At 62.5% G+C, this 16,530-nt stretch carries 16 protein-coding genes; 11 read left to right on the top strand and 5 right to left on the bottom strand.

The annotated features are described in order from the left end of the window. Positions 1 to 55 precede the first annotated feature (55 nt). From QQ992_RS19435 to QQ992_RS19425, 3 genes are read right to left on the bottom strand one after another with little or no spacing between them, the layout of a single operon-like run. The gene (locus QQ992_RS19435; protein ID WP_286110738.1) at positions 56 to 1,474 is read right to left on the bottom strand and encodes an efflux transporter outer membrane subunit; all 1,419 of its coding nucleotides are present in this window, start codon (positions 1,472 to 1,474) and stop codon (positions 56 to 58) included. Further along, positions 1,471 to 3,438 carry a MacB family efflux pump subunit gene (locus tag QQ992_RS19430; RefSeq protein ID WP_105946485.1) on the bottom strand — a complete coding sequence of 656 codons (1,968 nt, stop codon included), beginning with the start codon at positions 3,436 to 3,438 and terminating at the stop codon, positions 1,471 to 1,473. Before QQ992_RS19430 ends, QQ992_RS19435 begins: the two co-directional genes overlap by 4 nt. 1 nt (position 3,439) lies before the next feature. Continuing rightward, complete coding sequence (locus QQ992_RS19425) at positions 3,440 to 4,621, bottom strand: efflux RND transporter periplasmic adaptor subunit (RefSeq protein WP_286110737.1); 1,182 nt, start codon at positions 4,619 to 4,621, stop codon at positions 3,440 to 3,442. Between the two features lie 230 nt (positions 4,622 to 4,851). Between QQ992_RS19425 and QQ992_RS19420 the strand changes: the two genes are divergently transcribed. Further along, positions 4,852 to 5,352: a sigma-70 family RNA polymerase sigma factor gene (locus QQ992_RS19420; RefSeq protein WP_286110736.1), complete on the top strand. Its 501-nt coding sequence runs from the start codon at positions 4,852 to 4,854 to the stop codon at positions 5,350 to 5,352. 38 nt (positions 5,353 to 5,390) lie between these two features. On the opposite strand, the gene azu is transcribed toward QQ992_RS19420, so the two are convergent. Continuing rightward, positions 5,391 to 5,852 (bottom strand): azurin, encoded by a 462-nt coding sequence (gene azu / locus QQ992_RS19415; protein ID WP_119369310.1) that lies wholly within the window; start codon positions 5,850 to 5,852, stop codon positions 5,391 to 5,393. 299 nt (positions 5,853 to 6,151) lie between these two features. On the opposite strand from azu, the gene QQ992_RS19410 reads away from it, so the two are divergent. The 4 genes from QQ992_RS19410 (at position 6,152) to QQ992_RS19395 (ending at position 8,823) form a co-directional block, all read left to right on the top strand. Further along, positions 6,152 to 6,631, top strand: coding sequence for a histidine kinase (locus QQ992_RS19410; RefSeq protein WP_286110735.1), 480 nt, complete (start codon positions 6,152 to 6,154; stop codon positions 6,629 to 6,631). A 72-nt stretch (positions 6,632 to 6,703) separates the two neighbouring features. Then, on the top strand, positions 6,704 to 8,029 hold the full coding sequence (locus QQ992_RS19405) for an MFS transporter (protein ID WP_286110734.1): 1,326 nt from the start codon (positions 6,704 to 6,706) through the stop codon (positions 8,027 to 8,029). A gap of 94 nt (positions 8,030 to 8,123) precedes the next feature. Beyond that, entirely contained in the window at positions 8,124 to 8,420 is a 297-nt protein-coding gene (locus tag QQ992_RS19400; RefSeq protein WP_119369313.1) for a type II toxin-antitoxin system MqsR family toxin, read from the top strand. Position 8,421: 1 nt separating this feature from the next. Further along, the gene (locus tag QQ992_RS19395; protein ID WP_119369314.1) at positions 8,422 to 8,823 is read left to right on the top strand and encodes a type II TA system antitoxin MqsA family protein; all 402 of its coding nucleotides are present in this window, start codon (positions 8,422 to 8,424) and stop codon (positions 8,821 to 8,823) included. A 71-nt stretch (positions 8,824 to 8,894) separates the two neighbouring features. Here QQ992_RS19395 and QQ992_RS19390 read toward each other — a convergent pair whose 3' ends face one another. Continuing rightward, positions 8,895 to 10,559 (bottom strand): electron transfer flavoprotein-ubiquinone oxidoreductase, encoded by a 1,665-nt coding sequence (locus QQ992_RS19390; protein WP_433963091.1) that lies wholly within the window; start codon positions 10,557 to 10,559, stop codon positions 8,895 to 8,897. A gap of 550 nt (positions 10,560 to 11,109) precedes the next feature. Between QQ992_RS19390 and QQ992_RS19385 the strand changes: the two genes are divergently transcribed. The 6 genes from QQ992_RS19385 to QQ992_RS19360 all read left to right on the top strand — a co-directional run bounded on the left by QQ992_RS19385 (position 11,110) and on the right by QQ992_RS19360 (position 16,475). After that, entirely contained in the window at positions 11,110 to 11,859 is a 750-nt protein-coding gene (locus QQ992_RS19385; RefSeq protein WP_016498683.1) for an electron transfer flavoprotein subunit beta/FixA family protein, read from the top strand. Then, on the top strand, positions 11,860 to 12,789 hold the full coding sequence (locus QQ992_RS19380) for an electron transfer flavoprotein subunit alpha/FixB family protein (protein ID WP_264360164.1): 930 nt from the start codon (positions 11,860 to 11,862) through the stop codon (positions 12,787 to 12,789). Between the two features lie 75 nt (positions 12,790 to 12,864). Then, positions 12,865 to 13,686 carry a substrate-binding periplasmic protein gene (locus QQ992_RS19375; protein ID WP_286110733.1) on the top strand — a complete coding sequence of 274 codons (822 nt, stop codon included), beginning with the start codon at positions 12,865 to 12,867 and terminating at the stop codon, positions 13,684 to 13,686. Positions 13,687 to 13,695: 9 nt separating this feature from the next. Beyond that, positions 13,696 to 14,049: a DUF4398 domain-containing protein gene (locus tag QQ992_RS19370; RefSeq protein ID WP_060500813.1), complete on the top strand. Its 354-nt coding sequence runs from the start codon at positions 13,696 to 13,698 to the stop codon at positions 14,047 to 14,049. Beyond that, a complete protein-coding gene (locus QQ992_RS19365; protein WP_019096319.1) occupies positions 14,046 to 14,858 on the top strand; it encodes an OmpA family protein in 813 nt (270 codons plus the stop codon). Before QQ992_RS19370 ends, QQ992_RS19365 begins: the two co-directional genes overlap by 4 nt. Before the next feature lie 174 nt (positions 14,859 to 15,032). Further along, entirely contained in the window at positions 15,033 to 16,475 is a 1,443-nt protein-coding gene (locus tag QQ992_RS19360; protein WP_012273358.1) for an aminotransferase-like domain-containing protein, read from the top strand. Positions 16,476 to 16,530 lie beyond the last annotated feature (55 nt).

The following is a 16,530-nucleotide window of genomic DNA, read 5'->3' as shown; positions in this document are numbered from 1 at the left end:
GTTGAGGATTTTTGGCCGGTGTTGCAGCAGGTAGGGCTCCCGTCAGGGGGCTTGCCTACCTCGCTGTCATCAGTGTGTCCGACGCCGTCCAGCCGCCGCCCAATGCCTTGTAAAGCGCAACACTGGCCTGCAAACGCGCCTTGCGCAGCCGTACCCGTTCGGCCTGTGCTGTAAACAGGCTGCGTTGCGCTTCCAGCACGCTGAGCAGGTCTTCGGCCCCGGCCCGGTAGCGGTTCTCGGCCAGGTCGAAGGCACGTTGCGCCTGGGTGAGTGCTTCATGCTGCCAGTGTGTCTGGCGGTCCAGGCCGTCGACGCTGTTCAAGGCCTTCTCGACTTCGCCGAAACTGGTGATCAGCACGTTGCGATAGGCCTCGAGCAGCTCGTCCTGGCGAGCGATGGCGCGATCACGCTCGGCGCGCAAGGCGCCATTATTGAAAATGGGCGCCGTCAGACCGGCACCGAGGTTGAGCGCCGGGTTGCGCAGCAGGTCGATGGCTTTTCTGTCGCCAGTGGCCAGGCTGGCCGTCAAGCTCACCGTGGGGAACAGTGCTGCCCGCGCAACGCTGACATCCGCCTGAGCCGCAGCCAGGCGCGCCTCTGCGCCAGCGATATCCGGGCGGCGCGTCAGCAGTTGGCTGGGAATGCCGGCGGCAATGCTCGGGCCGCTCAGTTGATCGAAAGGCTGATCGGCCAGTTCAAGCGCCTGCACCGGTACGCCAAGCAGGGTTGCCAGGGTGATCTGCGCATCGCGGGCCTCTTGTTGGTAGAGCGGTAACTGTTGTCGCTGGTTGGCCACAAGGCTCTCTTGCTGGGCCAGTTCCAGGGCAGTCGACGACCCGGCCTGGAACCGTGTGCGTACAAGGCTCAGGACCTTGTCGGCGTTTTCCAGGTTAAGCGCGGCGATGCGTGCCTGCTCGCGAGCGGCGAGGGCGCTCAGGTAGGTATCGGCGACGCTGCTCGTCAGGCTCAGTTCTAGCGTGTCACGGTCACGTGCAGTGGCTTGCAGGCCAAGGCGGGCACTGTCACGCGCAGCGGCATTTTTACCCCAGAAGTCCAGCTCGTAGCTGGTCGTCAGGGCCGTGTTGAAGTAGCGGTAGGTCCGCTCGCGGTTCGACGTGTCCTGCTCGCTGTACCCTTGGCCTCGTAGCAGGCGCTGGTGATAGGCGTCGGCGCTGGCGTCGAGGCGCGGCAGCAGGGGGCCGCCGGCAATACGCAGGTCGGCCTGTGCCTGCCTGACCCTTGCCATGGCGGCGCGCAGGTCATGGCTGCCCTGGCGCGCCTGCTCGATCAGTTGGCTCAGTTGAGCGCTATTGAACGTTGTCCACCATTGCGCGGAGGCCGCCGTGCCGCCAGCCGGACTTTGCCAGCTGGCAGGTGCAGCGATACCGCTGTCCAATGGCGCAGGGTTGTGGCTGCAAGCACCCAGCAGGGTTAGCAGCGGTAGCAGTAAAAACGGGGTTCTGGTCATGGTCATTCACTGGTCAGGGCGGCGACAGGGTCGAGGGCGGCGGCTTTGCGCGCGGGCATGAAACCGAAGATGACGCCCGTGGCTACCGAGCAGGCGAAGGCACCCACTATCGCCAGGGCAGAAAACGCCACGGCCACCTTGGCCAGGCTGAGTACCACGCCGATCAGCAACGCCAGGCAGACGCCGATCAGGCCGCCGGTCAGCGAAAGCACCACGGCTTCAGTCAGGAACTGGCGCAGGATGTCGCGCTGTCGGGCGCCGGTGGCAATGCGGATGCCGATTTCGCGGGTGCGTTCGCGGACGGTCATGAGCATCACGTTCATGACGCCGATCCCGCCGACCAGCAGCGAAATGGCGGCAATGGCGCCAAGCATCAGGGACAACCCGTTGCGTGTCGCCGCCTCGGCCTGGATCATCGCCGCGCTGTTGTCGATCTCGAAGTCTTCGATGCCACCGTGCAGGCTCAGCATCAGTTGGCGTATTGCGCGTTCGGTGTCATGCACCTGGGTGCTGTCGGCGGCACCGATGATCACGTATTCCGGGTGTTGCGTGCCGGAAAGACGTATGGAAACCGCTGAGTACGGCACGGCGATGCGCAGGTCGTTTCGCTGGTTGGCGCCACTGGAGCCTTTGCTGGCGAGCACGCCGATCACCTGAAACGGCACGTTCTCGATGAGGATGTACTGGCCGATCGGGTCCTGGCCGTCGACGAACAGCTTCTTGCGCACCTCCGAGCCGATCACCGCCACGGTCGCAGCCGTGGCCAGGTCGTTGTCGGTAAAGAAGCTGCCTTCGCTGACGGGCCAGCTCATCAGCGTCGGGAACACAGGCGAATAGCCACCGATGGTCGACTCCAGGTCACGATTGCCGAAGCGCACCTGCGCTTCCACTGTCATGGCCGGCATGATGGACTTCACTTGAGGTAGCTCGGCCAGCGCCTGCACGTCGCTGAGGCGAACGTTGCCGGGCGGAGCGCGCGGTGTTGGAGGGGCACCGTTCATGAAGATGATGTTCGAGCCGAACGCGCCCATCTGGGCCATGACCTGGCGCTTGCTGCCTTCACCCACTGCCAGCATGACGACCACCGACGCGACGCCGATGATGATCCCCAGCAGGGTCAGCGCGGTGCGTGTGCGGTTGCTCCACATGACCCGCCAGGCGGCTTGCAGGGCGTCCCGGGTTTCGCCCAGCCAGGGGCTGCCCTGGCTGTCGGCACGCACCAGGCGCCCGGCCAGATCGACGGCTTGCAGCGCACCTGGGCGACGCGGTGGCGGCGCCTGGTCGGCGCCGCTGTCACTGATCACTTCGCCGTCGCGGATCTCGATGATGCGCTGGGCTCGGGCGGCCACATCGCGGTCGTGGGTGATCAGGATCACCACATGGCCTTGCTCGGCCAGTTCATCCAGCAGGCGCATGACCTCGGTGCCACTGTGGCTGTCCAGCGCGCCGGTGGGTTCGTCCGCCAGGATGATGTGGCCACCGTTCATCAATGCCCGGGCGATGGACACCCGTTGTTGTTGGCCGCCTGAAAGCTGGCGCGGGCGATTGCCGGTGCGCTCGCCCAGGCCCAGGCGTTGCAGCAGGGCCTTGGCCCTTTCGGCGCGCCGGGCCGCCGTGGTTCCGGCGTAGATCGCCGGCATCTCCACGTTTTCCTGCGCCGAGGCGGAGGGGATCAGGTGATAACCCTGAAACACGAACCCGAACGCTTCGCGGCGCAACCAGGCCAGTTCGTCATTGTTCAGGCCGGCAACATCCTGGCCGGCGAAGCGATAGTGCCCGGCGCTTGGGCGGTCGAGGCAACCCAGGATGTTCATCAGGGTCGACTTGCCAGAGCCCGAGGTGCCGACGATGGCGATGAACTCGCCGGCATGGACTTTCAGGTCGATGCCGCGCAACACATCGACCTGGGGGCTGTCGCCGCCCCCGTAGGATTTGCGGATGCCGACCAGTTCTATCAGCGGAGTGCTCATGTCAACCCTCACCGCCGACAGGGCCGATCAGCAGTTTGTCACCTTCGGCAAGCCCGTCGAGTATCTGCACGCGCAGGCGGTCGCTAAGCCCGGTACGTACCTGGCGCGTCTGTACGTCGCCTTTGCCGGTCAGAACATGGGCAGTCTGCAGCCCCTCGCCCTGGCCGCGTCCCTGAAGCGCCGCGATGGGCACGGTCAACACATCCTTGGCAGATCCGGCGACGAAGAACACTTGGGCAGTCATGTCGGCCATCAGCGCGTTGTCATCGTTGTCGACATCCAGCAGCACGGTGTAGAGCACCACGCGGCCGGTCCCGCTGCCGCTTGCCGTACCGGTGGCAACCGGGCTGCCGCCGCCCTGGCTGAGCTGGTCCAGCGGTTTGGGCGGAATCGGCAGAATCTGCCTGACGGTGCTGGTCCAGCGCCTGCCGCCGCTGCCCAGGGTGGTGAAGTAGGCTTGCATGCCAGTCTTGACCTGGCCGATGTCGGCTTCCGAGACCTCGGCCCATACCGTCATCGGCGACAGCTTGGCGATCCGCAGGATCAGCGGGGTGCGCTGTTGCGCGTTCAGGGTTTGCCCTTCTCGGGCATCGACAGCCACCACGGTACCGCCGATCGGGGCGTAGATGCGGGTGTAGCCCAACTGAGCTTGCGCGCTGCGCAACGTGGCCTGCGCCTGGAGAATCTGCGCCTCATACATGTCGATGCGCGCCTGGGTTGTCAGCACCTTGGCCTGGGCCGTCTGCACATCCTCTTCGCGCGTGGCGCCGTCGCTGGCCATCCGCTGCTGGCGACGCAACTGTTGTTCGGCCAGGAGATGCTCGGCACGCTGCTCCTTGACCTGCGCTTTCAGGGTCTGGATGGCATAGCGCTCGGCATCCAGCTGGGCCTGTTGCGTGGCAGGGTCGATTTCCACCAGCAGCTGCCCCTGCTTGACGGTGTCACCGACTTCTACGTGCAACGTGCGGATCTGCCCGGAGGCCTGCGCGCCCACGTCGACGTACTGACGGGGCTGCAGGGTGCCCAGCGCGGTGACACTGGATTCGATGTTGCCACGGCTGACGCTGACGAACGGCCGCTGCTCGGCCTCGCCGGGCAACAGTTGCCAGGTGGCGAATACGGCCACCGGAATAAGGCACAGCGCGAGCGTTACGGCACGACGGGTAAGGCGTTGAGGGATCATGCAGGATTTCCGACCATGAGAGGGCCGCTGTCACCAAGGATCAGCTAGGGAGGCTGCCGATTAAACGAAAGCGATCAGGGCGGATTTAGCGGGGAGCGCGCGTTGCGGGCGTGGAAATGTAACAACGTCTTTAAGCTTGATGAGAATTATTATATTTTATGCGCCAGCGGTGCCATTACTTGGCCTGCAGCGGTCTTCTACCATCATCGGATAACAGGGAAAGCGCTTCGATGCCGTCTTCGGGTGTACTGCTCGAGCATTACTACCGTGAACTGGTCGGGTTCCTTCGTTCGCGTCTGGGTAGCCACCATGCTGCCGAGGATATCGCGCAGGAGGCGTATCTGCGGGTACTCGAGCGGTGTGACGACACGCAGATCTCCCATCCCCGCGCTTTCCTTTACCGTACCGCCCTTAACCTGGTCACCGATGGTCATCGGCGCAACCAGCTTCGTCGCGCCGAGCCTCTGGAGGTTCTGGAAACCGATGAGCGATTCTTCGTCGCCCCCGTGCACGGCGCCTGTCGCCAGGAAGAACGCCTGGAGTTGCTGCAGCGTGCAGTGGCGGAGCTGAGCGAAACCTGCCGGGCGTGCTTTTTGCTGCGCAAGCTCGAAGGCCTGTCACATGGGGAGATTGCCGCGCGTCTTGGCCTGTCCAAGGCCATGGTGGAGAAGCATATCGTCAACGCCATGAAGCATTGCCGGCTGCGTATGCGTGAGTGGGCCGAGGCCTGAGCGCACGTTCGGCTTGTGCGGCCCACTTTCCGATAGCGTCAGCTGCCTGACGAGGTACCGAATGTGAGGGTGCCTTTCATCATGGTGGAATGGAAAGGGTAGGAGCAGAAGAACGCGTACGCCTGACCTGCCTGCAGCATGCCGGTGTCGAAAGTGACCGAATCTTTTTCGCCGCCACCGATCAGTCGGGTATGGGCGAGCACGCGCTTGTCGCCCGGCTGAAGGTAGTTATCGGCTTCACCTGCCGCAGCGCCATCGGTGGTCACGCCTTTGATGTCGTCCTTTTTGGCCAGCACCCAGTTGTGGCCCATGATGTTCCTGGGCAGCGTGCCGGTGTGCAGCAAGTTAACCGTGAAGCGCTGGCAAGTTGGCGGTACGGTGATCGTTTTCAGGTCGTAGGTCATCTGGTCGGTACTGTGAATGTCTACCGAACAGGGCTCGGCGGACCATGCGACGCTGGACAGGGTCAGGGCGAAAAAGGCTAGGGCCGGGCGAAACATCTGGGTTCTCCGCGAATGTAAGAGGCGATGCCTTGGGGCATGAGCCTCCTTTAAACGAAGGGCGAGCGTCCGGGTTTAGGCGCGCGGTTATCTGCACGGCTTGACGGGGTGAGCGCAAGTGGCAAACCGCAGTACCGGGCTAAAGGCAAATGCAAATTCCGTCAGTCAATCACTTGATTTATGCGGCATTCCCGACTTCTATCAAAGTAGACCGCTGCCAGGCATGGCCTTGGCAGTCGCCTTGACGGGCGCAGTAAGGTCATGGAATGTGCCCATTACCCAGCTGCCCAGGCCCGACCATGGCAAACAAGACCCTGCGCATTCTCATTGCCGACACCCACCCCTGCCAGCGGCTGCAGTTGGAGCGGCTGCTCAATGGCATGGGCTACTATCGGATCGCCCCCGTTGACAGCTTCGAGGAGCTGCAGCGTTTGGTGCAGTGCGCCTTGCAGCCTTTTCACTTGCTGCTGGGCAATATCGAACTGGCCAGCCATGCCGGGGTTGACCTGGAGCGTTTTTGTCGCGTCAGTACCCAGATCCAGCACGCCCTGCTTTACCATTCCAGCCAGTTGAAAGTGCCTGCGGTGCCGCAGGCCGAGCGCCAGGCGGTCAGCCTGAGCCTGCCGCAGGTGCCCGATAACGAGGCGCTGGAGTCATTCATGGCGATCATCGACGGACCGATGCTGGTCGGCAAGTTGCCGCTGCCGGGCGCCATGCCGACGGCTACGGCCAGGCCACGGCCGCGGGCCAACTTCGCGCACACGGTGTTCAACCGCTAGCGGCGCAGCAGGCGGGGCAACGGGGCAGCTATTTGCTATCCTCTTGCCCTTTGCCGATTTGCGGACCCTGCCATGACTGCCATCGATACCGCTCGCCCGCCCCGGTTCAGCCGCGGCGACCATCGGACCCTGGGCCTGGCGGCACTGGGCGGCGCGCTGGAAATTTACGACTTCATCATTTTCGTATTTTTTGCGCTGACCCTCAGCCAGCTGTTCTTCCCGCCCGAGATGCCAGAGTGGCTGCGCCTGCTGCAAAGCTTCGGGATCTTCGTCACCGGCTACCTGGCGCGGCCGCTGGGCGGCATCCTGATGGCGCACTTCGCCGACCACCTGGGGCGCAAGCGGGTGTTCAGCCTGAGCATCCTGATGATGGCCCTGCCATGCCTGCTGATCGGGGTAATGCCGACCTATGCCGACATCGGCTATGCCGCACCGTTGATCCTGCTGGCGCTGCGCATCCTCCAGGGCGCGGCCGTGGGGGGCGAGGTGCCAAGTGCCTGGACCTTCGTCGCCGAGCACGCGCCTGCCGGGCGGCGTGGGTATGCCTTGGGCTTCTTGCAGGCCGGGCTGACCTTCGGCTACCTGCTGGGGGCACTGACCGCGACGTTGCTGGCGCAAGTGTTCACGCCGCAGGAAATCCTCGATTACGCCTGGCGCTACCCGTTCCTGCTGGGTGGCGTGTTTGGTGTGATTGGCGTGTGGCTGCGCCGCTGGCTCAGCGAAACACCGGTGTTCCTCGCCCTGCGTGCGCGCCAGGAACAGCCGGTGAAATTCCCGCTGCGGCGGGTGCTGGGCGAGCACCGCCGGGCGTTGATTCCGGCGGCATTGCTGACCTGTGTGCTGACCTCGGCCGTGGTGGTGCTGGTGGTGATCACCCCCACGGTAATGCAGCAACGCTTTGGCATGAGCGCCGGGCACACCTTCGCCCTGAGCAGCGTAGGCATTGTTTTCCTCAACATCGGCTGCGTGCTGGCCGGGTTGCTGGTCGACCGCGTAGGGGCTTGGCGTGCGCTGATGCTCTACAGCTTGTTGCTGCCGCTGGGGATTGGTGCGCTGTACGCCAGCCTGGTGGGGCAGTGGGAGATGACCTGGCTGGCTTATGCGCTGGCGGGGTTGTCCTGCGGCGTGGTCGGTGTGGTGCCGTCGGTGATGGTTGGACTGTTCCCGGCCGAGATTCGCGTGTCGGGCATTTCCTTCACCTACAACGTGGCCTACGCGCTGTGGGCCAGTACCACGCCGCTGGCGCTGATTGCGCTGATGCCGTGGAGCCCGTGGGTGTGTGTCGGTTTTTGTCTGGTCATGGGCACGGTGGGGCTGCTGACAGCGTTGTATTTCGGGCGTCGTGAGCCATTGGCGTTCGCGGCGGAGCCGATGCCGATCATGTGCGGTGACAAATGAGCTGGTAACGGTCTCGGGGCATTGAGGCATCCTTCCAGGCGGGGGTTATTGGAATAACCTATTAGCCAAATTTAACCTGGAAGGTTAATTTCTCATGGAAAAGAGAACGCCTCATTGTCCGCTGGAGCGTGTGAAGGCGCTGTTGAGTCTGGGTAAGGTGCGTACTACCGGGGTAGCCGCGCAGGGTGCGCGGGCGCTGGGGATTGAGCCTTTCGCCATGCTGAACATTGTTCGCGAGCTAACGGCAGCCGACTTTCACAAGAGCATGACGGCCTACAACAATCATCGAGTCTGGCAGGACGTCTATCGTCCCCAGACCGCCGTAGGCAAGGTTTACCTCAAGTTGATGGTGGTTGACGACCTTCTCATCGTGTCTTTCAAGGAGCTATGAAATGAAATGCCCACTGTGTGGAGGTGCGGAATTGGTCGCGCAATCCAAGGACATGCCCTATCGCTACAAGGGTGAAGCTACTGTCATTCCAGATGTTTTTGGTGACTACTGCCCGGCCTGCGGTGAGGTGGTACTGCGCATGGGTGAGGCGCAGCGTATGAGTGACCTGATGTCGGCCTTTGAGCGACAAGTGAATGGCGCTGTTGTTGATCCTGCCTTCATTGCAGCCATGCGCAGGAAGTTTGACCTCGACCAGCGTGAAGCGGGGGAAATTTTCGGTGGTGGGGTCAATGCGTTCTCCCGTTACGAAAACGGCAAGACCACCCCGCCAGTGGCGCTGGTGAAGCTACTCAAACTGCTGGATCGCCATCCTGAGCTCTTCGAGGAAGTGCGTACTGCTTGATATTGGCAGCCAACAAAAAGCCCCCGTCTCGTGAGAGCCGGGGGCTTTTTGTTGCCGCCAGGGCAGGGGCCTTACATGTTCGGGTAGTTCGGCCCGCCCGCGCCTTCAGGGGTAACCCAGGTGATGTTCTGGGCCGGGTCCTTGATGTCACAGGTCTTGCAATGCACGCAGTTCTGCGCGTTGATCTGGAAGCGCTTGTTGCCGTCTTCCTGGGTGACCACTTCGTACACGCCTGCCGGGCAGTAGCGTTGTGCCGGCTCGTCGTAGAGCGGCAGGTTGCTGGCGATCGGCACGTTCGGGTCGGTCAGCTTCAGGTGGCAGGGTTGTTCCTCTTCGTGGTTGGTGCTGGAGAGGAATACCGAGCTGAGCTTGTCGAAGCTGAGCTTGCCGTCCGGTTTCGGGTAGTCGATCTTTTTCGAGTCGGCCGCGAGCTTGAGGCAGGCGTAGTCCGGCTTGGTGTCGTGCAGGGTGAACGGCAGCTTGCCGCCGAACCAGTTCTGGTCCACATAGTTGAACGCCGCGCCCAGCAGCGGGCCGAACTTGTGCATGGCCGGGCCGAAGTTACGGCTGGCGAACAGTTCTTCGTACAGCCAGCTGGCCTTGAAGGCGCTGACGTAGCTGTTCAGCTGATCGCCGCCCTCGCTGCCGGCGAGCAGTGCATCAGCCACGGCTTCGGCGGCGAGCATGCCGGACTTCATCGCGGTGTGGCTGCCTTTGATTTTGGCCACGTTCATGGTGCCCAGGTCGCAGCCGATCAGCGCGCCACCATTGAAGACCATTTTCGGCAGCGAGTTGATGCCGCCCTTGGCCAGGGCGCGGGCGCCGTAGCTGATGCGCTTGCCGCCTTCGAGGTATTGGCTGATTACCGGGTGATGCTTCAGGCGCTGGAACTCGTCGAATGGCGACAGGTACGGGTTGGCGTACGAGAGGTCGACGATCAGGCCGACCACCACCTGGTTGTTTTCCAGGTGATAAAGGAACGAACCCCCGGTGTTGTCCTTGGCCATCACGTCCAGCGGCCAGCCAGCGGTGTGTACCACCAGGCCCTGCTCGTGCTTGGCGGGGTCGATTTCCCAGATTTCCTTCAGGCCGATGCCGTAGTGCTGCACATCGGACTCGCTGTCCAGGTTGAAGCGTTTGATCAGTTGCTTGCCGATGTGGCCACGGCAACCTTCGGCGAACAGGGTGTACTTGCCACGCAGCTCCATGCCCGGGGTGTACATGCCGTCTTTCGGGTTGCCTTCACGGTCCACACCCATGTCACCGGTGACGATGCCGCGCACCACGCCGTTTTCATCGAACAGCGCTTCCTGGGCGGCGAAGCCCGGGTAGACTTCCACGCCCAGGTTCTCGGCCTGCTGGGCCAGCCAGCGGCACAGGTTGCCCAGCGAGATGATGTAGTTGCCTTCGTTGTGCATGGTCTTGGGCACGAACAGGTCAGGCACCTTGGTGGCGCTGCCGGCATCCTTGAGCACGTAGATGTCGTCGCGCTTCACTTCGGTGTTCAGCGGCGCGCCGAGTTCCTTCCAGTCGGGGAACAGCTCGTTCAGGGCGCGGGGTTCGAACACCGCGCCGGAGAGGATGTGGGCGCCCACTTCAGAGCCTTTTTCCACCACGCAGACGCTGATTTCGCTACCGGCTTCGGCGGCCTTCTGCTTCAGGCGGCAGGCGGCGGACAGGCCCGCCGGGCCGGCGCCGACGATGACCACGTCGAATTCCATGTATTCGCGTTCCACTGGTTCTCTCCTACTCATCAAGGCTCGTGCTGTTGCTTTGTCTTATGGGTGCTTGCGCGCAGTGGCTCATCACGGGAGCGGAACTGTAGCTGCGCAAATGACGGACTACACCGTTTTGTCTTGGTCGCGCATTATATCTACACCACTTGGCGGGTCCAATACAAACGTTTGTTTGAATTTGCCGCAGGCCAGTAAAATCACAGGAGCGCGGCTGGAGGGTGACCGATTTGCCGTATTGACCGGATGGGGTGTTACGGTCAAGATACGAGCGGTTTTACGTTCGCCGTAGGCTTGCAGCCGGGCGCAGGTACACCTCTAAAGACCAGGTGTGGAGCAGGGTTTTGCGGCCTTTGGCCGGTTTGTAGTGGAGTTTACACGCCACGACAGAAAATGACCCGTGAGTATTTGTCGCAATGGTCCGAACAAGACTGTTCGGTCACTGTGAAGTTATTGCCTCCCGATACGTTTTTAGAGGTGCCCTTGTACCCACGCGCATCGCAGGGCTCAGTCCCAGGCGACTATCTATTCACCGGAGAGTAACGAGGAATCCATGAAGGTTCTTGTAGCTGTCAAACGAGTGGTCGACTACAACGTCAAGGTTCGCGTCAAGGCGGACAACTCCGGCGTCGACCTTGCTAACGTCAAGATGTCCATGAACCCCTTCTGCGAAATCGCCGTGGAAGAGGCTGTCCGCTTGAAGGAAAAAGGCGTTGCGACCGAGATCGTCGTCGTTTCCGTCGGCCCGACCACTGCCCAGGAGCAACTGCGTACCGCCCTGGCCCTGGGTGCCGACCGCGCCATCCTGGTAGAAGCCGCTGACGAACTGAACTCCCTGGCTGTGGCCAAGGCGCTGAAAGCCGTTGTCGACAAGGAGCAGCCACAGCTGGTCATCCTCGGCAAGCAGGCCATCGACAGCGACAACAACCAGACCGGCCAGATGCTGGCTGCGCTGACCGGCTACGCGCAAGGCACCTTCGCCTCCAAGGTCGAAGTGGCTGGCGACAAGCTGAACGTCACCCGTGAAATCGATGGCGGTCTGCAGACCGTATCGCTGAACCTGCCAGCCATCGTCACCACCGACCTGCGCCTGAACGAGCCGCGCTACGCGTCGCTGCCGAACATCATGAAGGCCAAGAAGAAGCCGCTGGAGACTGTTACTCCGGACGCGCTGGGCGTTTCCCTCGCCTCCACCAACAAGACCCTGAAGGTTGAAGCCCCGGCTGCCCGCAGCGCTGGCATCAAGGTCAAATCGGTGGCCGAACTGGTCGAGAAGCTGAAGAACGAAGCGAAGGTAATCTAAATGACTATCCTGGTTGTCGCTGAATACGAAAACGGTGCCGTAGCCCCGGCTACCCTGAACACTGTTGCTGCTGCCGCCAAGATCGGTGGTGATGTACACGTGCTGGTCGCTGGCCAGAACGTCGGCGGCATTGCCGAATCTGCTGCCAAGATCGCTGGCGTGGCCAAGGTGCTGGTTGCCGATAACGCTGCCTACGCCCACGTGCTGCCAGAGAACGTCGCGCCGCTGATCAAAGAGCTGGCGAGCGGTTACAGCCACGTGCTGGCTCCGGCCACCACCAACGGCAAGAACATCCTGCCGCGCGTTGCCGCGCTGCTGGACGTGGACCAGATTTCCGAGATCATCTCGGTCGAGTCCGCCGACACCTTCAAACGCCCGATCTACGCCGGTAACGCCATTGCCACCGTGCAGTCGAGCGCTTCGGTCAAGGTCATCACCGTGCGTACCACCGGCTTCGACCCTGTCGCCGCCGAAGGTGGTTCGGCCGCTGTTGAAGCTGTTGGTGCTGCGCACAACGCTGGCATTTCGGCCTTCGTTGGCGAAGAGCTGGCCAAGTCCGACCGCCCAGAGCTGACCGCTGCCAAGATCGTCGTGTCCGGCGGCCGTGGCATGGGCAACGGTGACAACTTCAAGCACCTGTACAGCCTGGCCGACAAGCTCGGTGCTGCCGTCGGTGCTTCGCGCGCTGCGGTCGACGCCGGCTTCGTGCCGAACGACATGCAGGTCGGCCAGACCGGCAAGATCGTTGCGCCACAGCTGTACATCGCCGTCGGTATCTCCGGCGCGATCCAGCACCTGGCCGGCATGAAGGACTCCAAAGTGATCGTTGCGATCAACAAGGACGAAGAAGCGCCGATCTTCCAGGTAGCCGACTACGGCCTGGTCGCAGACCTGTTCGAAGCGGTTCCGGAGCTGGAAAAGCTGGTCTGATCCGCCTGCTTCACTTATAAAGAACCCGGCCCTCGTTTCGAGGGTCGGGTTTTTTTATGGGTTGAGGAGTGAGGGATGACGTTGCGTGAAACGGGCAGGGTGCTGGCATGCATGGCGGCGCTGTTTTCACCGCTGGTCATGGCGGCAGGCAAGTGCGAACGCCTGGTGGCAACCGGCAGCCCTGATGCACCGCCCTATTCGTGGCAAGACCCACAAGACCCTAAACACCTGATCGGCGCCAACGTGGACCTGCTGCGTCAGGTGGCTGGCGAGTTGGGTGTAAAAGTCGAAGTACTGAGTGCAGGTCGTCGTGACCAGGCGCTGGAGGAAGTGCGCAGTGGCCGCATGGATCTGCTGCTCGACACCCCCATGCAGGTGGAGCAATTGACCGCGCTGGACTACATCCACCCGCCGTTGCAGCTCAACGAGTACCTGGTGTGGACGCGTCATGATGCCCAGCTTACCTTCGATGGCCCGGCGGACCTGGCCAGGTATCAGGGCAGCTTGTCCGAGCGCGCACGGCTGACCCCGGCCTTCACCGCCTTCGCCAAGGCCCAGCTCAAGCTGGTGCCGGCGCAGAACCTTACCCAGGCCTTCCAGAAACTGGTGCTCGGCCAAGTGGATTATGTGCTGGCTGGCCGCTATTCAGGCATGGCCATGGCCCAGAGCCTGGGTATGAGCAATGACCTGATCGCCCGTGGCCTGCCGGTGGACCGGCCAGGCCTGTACCTGGCCCTTTCGCACAACTCGGCCTGCAATGACAGCTGGTTACGTGGGCAATTGGCGAAAAAACTGACAGAATTGCCGATCTCCGGTGCGTCCGAGGCGGTCCTGCAGCGAAATGTCGAGCGCTGGAAAGCGCAGTTGCAGGTGCCGGCGGACGCCCCCAAACACTAGGAAGATTGCGTGAGAACCCAACCACTAATCCTTGCCTTGGCCATGCTTGGCCTGGCTGGCTGCGCCAATGATCCGGCCCCTGACGAGCAGATGCGCATTTCCGAACAGGCCCTGGAGCAGGCCAAGGCCGTAGGTGCCACCGAGCAGGTCGAAACGCTGAAGCTGGCTGAAGACAAGCTGGCCCGGGCCAAGGCCAACATGCTGACCGAAGACTACCGCGATGCGCGCATGCGTGCCGAGCAGGCCGAGCTGGATGCACGTCTGGCCGAGGCCCAGGTGCTGAACCAGAAGAGCGAAGAGCAGCTCCAGCTGTTGCAGTCGCGGGTCAAGCGCCTGCGCAAGCAACTGGAGGTGCAGCCATGATCCGCCGCACACCGTTGGCTGCGCTGGTAGTGCTGGCGCTGGCCGCAGGCTTGCAAGGCTGTGCCAGCCAGCGCAGTTCTGCAGCGCTGGATGAAGCCAGTGCCGCCTTCGCGAAGGTCAAGGATGATTCCGATGTGCTGCGCAGTGCGCCGCGCGATGTGATCCGAGCGGGCGAGTCGCTGGCCCGTGCCGAGCGTTTGTCCAGCTACATCGGTACCGGTTCCGATGTGCGCCATTACGCTTACCTCAGCCAGCGCTACAGCGAAATTGCCCGTGAGCATGCCAAGCTGGCGCTGAACCAGGAACGCCAGACCAAGCTCGACCTGGAGCGCCAGCGCCTGCAGCTGGCCTTGCGCGAGGCCAAGCTGGCCAGCGTGCAGCAACAGGGCAAATGGGTCGAGTCGCAAATCGCGGCGCTGGCCTCGGAGCAGACCGACCGTGGCCTGGTGATGACCTTGGGCGACGTGCTGTTCGATACCGGCCGTGCCGACCTGAAGAACTCGGCCAGCCGCACCGTGCTCAAGCTGGTGCAGTTCCTTCAGCTTAACCCGCGTCGGGTGGTACGCATCGAAGGCTATACCGACAGCACCGGCGCGGCCGAGGACAACCTGAAACTGTCTCGCGACCGGGCGCAGGCCGTGGCTGACATGCTGGTGGACCTGGGCATCGACGAAAAGCGTTTGCAGGTCGAGGGCTATGGCGATCAGTACCCGATCGAGGCCAATGCCTCTGAGCGGGGCAGGGCGCAGAATCGTCGGGTAGAAATCGTATTCTCCGATGACAAGGGCAGGCTCGCGCCTGCGCGCTGAGTTCGACCCATAGAGGGGCCGCCATGCGGCCCTTCTTTTTGTCGGTTTAATCGTTTCGATAGTTATCACGCTGTTGTATTGTCGACTATGTTGCATTCTGTCCCAGTACACTTTGCAACTGTTACGGTATCCTTTACCGTCATCGAGCCGCACAAGAACAACGAGCCTGCCGCCATGACCAACCTGCTGCTGTACCAGCGTATCGCCCAGCAACTGGCCGATGACATCCGCCGTGGTGTCTACCAGCCAGGCGAGCGGGTACCCTCCGTGCGCAAGATGAGCGCCCAGCTCAACGTCAGCCATGCCACGGTGCTGCAGGCCTATGCCAACCTCGAAGATCAAGGGCTGATCCGCGCGCGGCCGCAGTCTGGCTACTATGTGCACCAGACGCCGGCCCTGACTGCGCAAACCCCCGACATCGCTCGGGTGGAGCGCCCTGGTCTGGTGACCCGTGCCAGCATCATTCAGCAAGTGCTCACCGAGGCGCGCCGTGACGGTGTGTTTCCGTTCGGCGCTGCGGTGCCGCATGTCGACTACCTGCCGGTGCGTGCCCTGCACCAGCAAATTGCCAAGGTCACCCGTTTTCACAGCCCGCGCGCGTTCAGTTACATGTTCAGCCCGGGTTTCGAGCCGTTGCGCCGGCAGATTGCCATTCGCATGCGCGATGCCGGTGTACTGGTCGACCCGCGTGAGGTGATCGTGACCCACGGTTGCGTCGATGCGCTGCAAATGTCATTGCGTGTGCTGACGCGTCCGGGGGACTTGATCGCCGCCGAGTCGCCGACGTATTACGGCTTGCTGCAGCTGGCGGACCTGCTGGGCCTGAAGGTGATCGAGATCCCCAGCGACCCGTCCACGGGCATCAGCCTTGAAGCTTTGCAGCTGGCGGCCAACCAGTGGTCGATCAAGGCCCTGGTGCTCACCGCGCGGCTGAGCAACCCGTTGGGTGGCACCGTCCCGGAAGAGCGACAGAAACAACTGCTGCGGCTGGCGTCGGACTTCGATATCCAGATCATCGAGGACGATATCTATGGCGAGCTGATGTTCGAGCAGGGCAAGACCAAGGCGCTGAAGGCGTTCGACCGGCTGGACCGGGTTATCTATTGCTCAAGCTTCTCCAAGACGCTGTCCCCCGGCGTACGTGTTGGCTGGATGATTGCCGGGCGCTACCAGGACGAAATCCAGCGGCTGCAAACCTTCACTACCCACTCGGCGTGCAGCGTCACGCAAATGGGGGTGGCGGCCTATCTGGAGAATGGCGGCTACGACCGGCACCTGCGCTACATCCGCCAGGAGTATCGCAAGAACCTCAGTGCCTACCAGTTGGCAGTGCAGCAGCACTTCCCCGAAGGCACCCAGATGACCCGGCCCACGGGCGGTTTCATTCTGTGGGTGAGCCTGCCCGGGCGGGTCAACACCCAGGAGCTGCATGTGCGGGCGCTGGAGCAGGGCATCAGCATTGCGCCAGGGCTAATATTCAGTAATACAGAGCAGTTCAACCACTGCATCCGCCTTAATTGCGGTATTCCGTGGAACAAGGAGGCCGAGCGTGCGGTGATTACCCTCGGCTTGCTGGCTCAGCAGTTGTGCCGGGAGCCTGCGCTCACACTTTTGTAAGGCTTGCCAGCTGCCTGTGGAACAGGGAGCATACGCACCTTTCCTGCCAGTCTGT

The sequence above is a fragment of the Pseudomonas kurunegalensis genome (genome assembly GCF_030291635.1).
GTDB lineage: Bacteria > Pseudomonadota > Gammaproteobacteria > Pseudomonadales > Pseudomonadaceae > Aquipseudomonas > Aquipseudomonas monteilii.
This window is presented reverse-complemented; position numbering and strand designations above follow the sequence as displayed.

Coding starts and splice junctions, on each gene's coding strand:
- QQ992_RS19400 (WP_119369313.1), top strand. CDS start 8,124: ATGGAAAAGAGAACGCCTCATTGTCCGCTGGAGCGTGTGAAGGCGCTG.
- azu (WP_119369310.1), bottom strand. CDS start 5,852: ATGTTTCGCCCGGCCCTAGCCTTTTTCGCCCTGACCCTGTCCAGCGTC.
- QQ992_RS19385 (WP_016498683.1), top strand. CDS start 11,110: ATGAAGGTTCTTGTAGCTGTCAAACGAGTGGTCGACTACAACGTCAAG.
- QQ992_RS19420 (WP_286110736.1), top strand. CDS start 4,852: ATGCCGTCTTCGGGTGTACTGCTCGAGCATTACTACCGTGAACTGGTC.
- QQ992_RS19410 (WP_286110735.1), top strand. CDS start 6,152: ATGGCAAACAAGACCCTGCGCATTCTCATTGCCGACACCCACCCCTGC.
- QQ992_RS19375 (WP_286110733.1), top strand. CDS start 12,865: ATGACGTTGCGTGAAACGGGCAGGGTGCTGGCATGCATGGCGGCGCTG.
- QQ992_RS19365 (WP_019096319.1), top strand. CDS start 14,046: ATGATCCGCCGCACACCGTTGGCTGCGCTGGTAGTGCTGGCGCTGGCC.
- QQ992_RS19360 (WP_012273358.1), top strand. CDS start 15,033: ATGACCAACCTGCTGCTGTACCAGCGTATCGCCCAGCAACTGGCCGAT.
- QQ992_RS19435 (WP_286110738.1), bottom strand. CDS start 1,474: ATGACCATGACCAGAACCCCGTTTTTACTGCTACCGCTGCTAACCCTG.
- QQ992_RS19425 (WP_286110737.1), bottom strand. CDS start 4,621: ATGATCCCTCAACGCCTTACCCGTCGTGCCGTAACGCTCGCGCTGTGC.
- QQ992_RS19395 (WP_119369314.1), top strand. CDS start 8,422: ATGAAATGCCCACTGTGTGGAGGTGCGGAATTGGTCGCGCAATCCAAG.
- QQ992_RS19405 (WP_286110734.1), top strand. CDS start 6,704: ATGACTGCCATCGATACCGCTCGCCCGCCCCGGTTCAGCCGCGGCGAC.
- QQ992_RS19430 (WP_105946485.1), bottom strand. CDS start 3,438: ATGAGCACTCCGCTGATAGAACTGGTCGGCATCCGCAAATCCTACGGG.
- QQ992_RS19380 (WP_264360164.1), top strand. CDS start 11,860: ATGACTATCCTGGTTGTCGCTGAATACGAAAACGGTGCCGTAGCCCCG.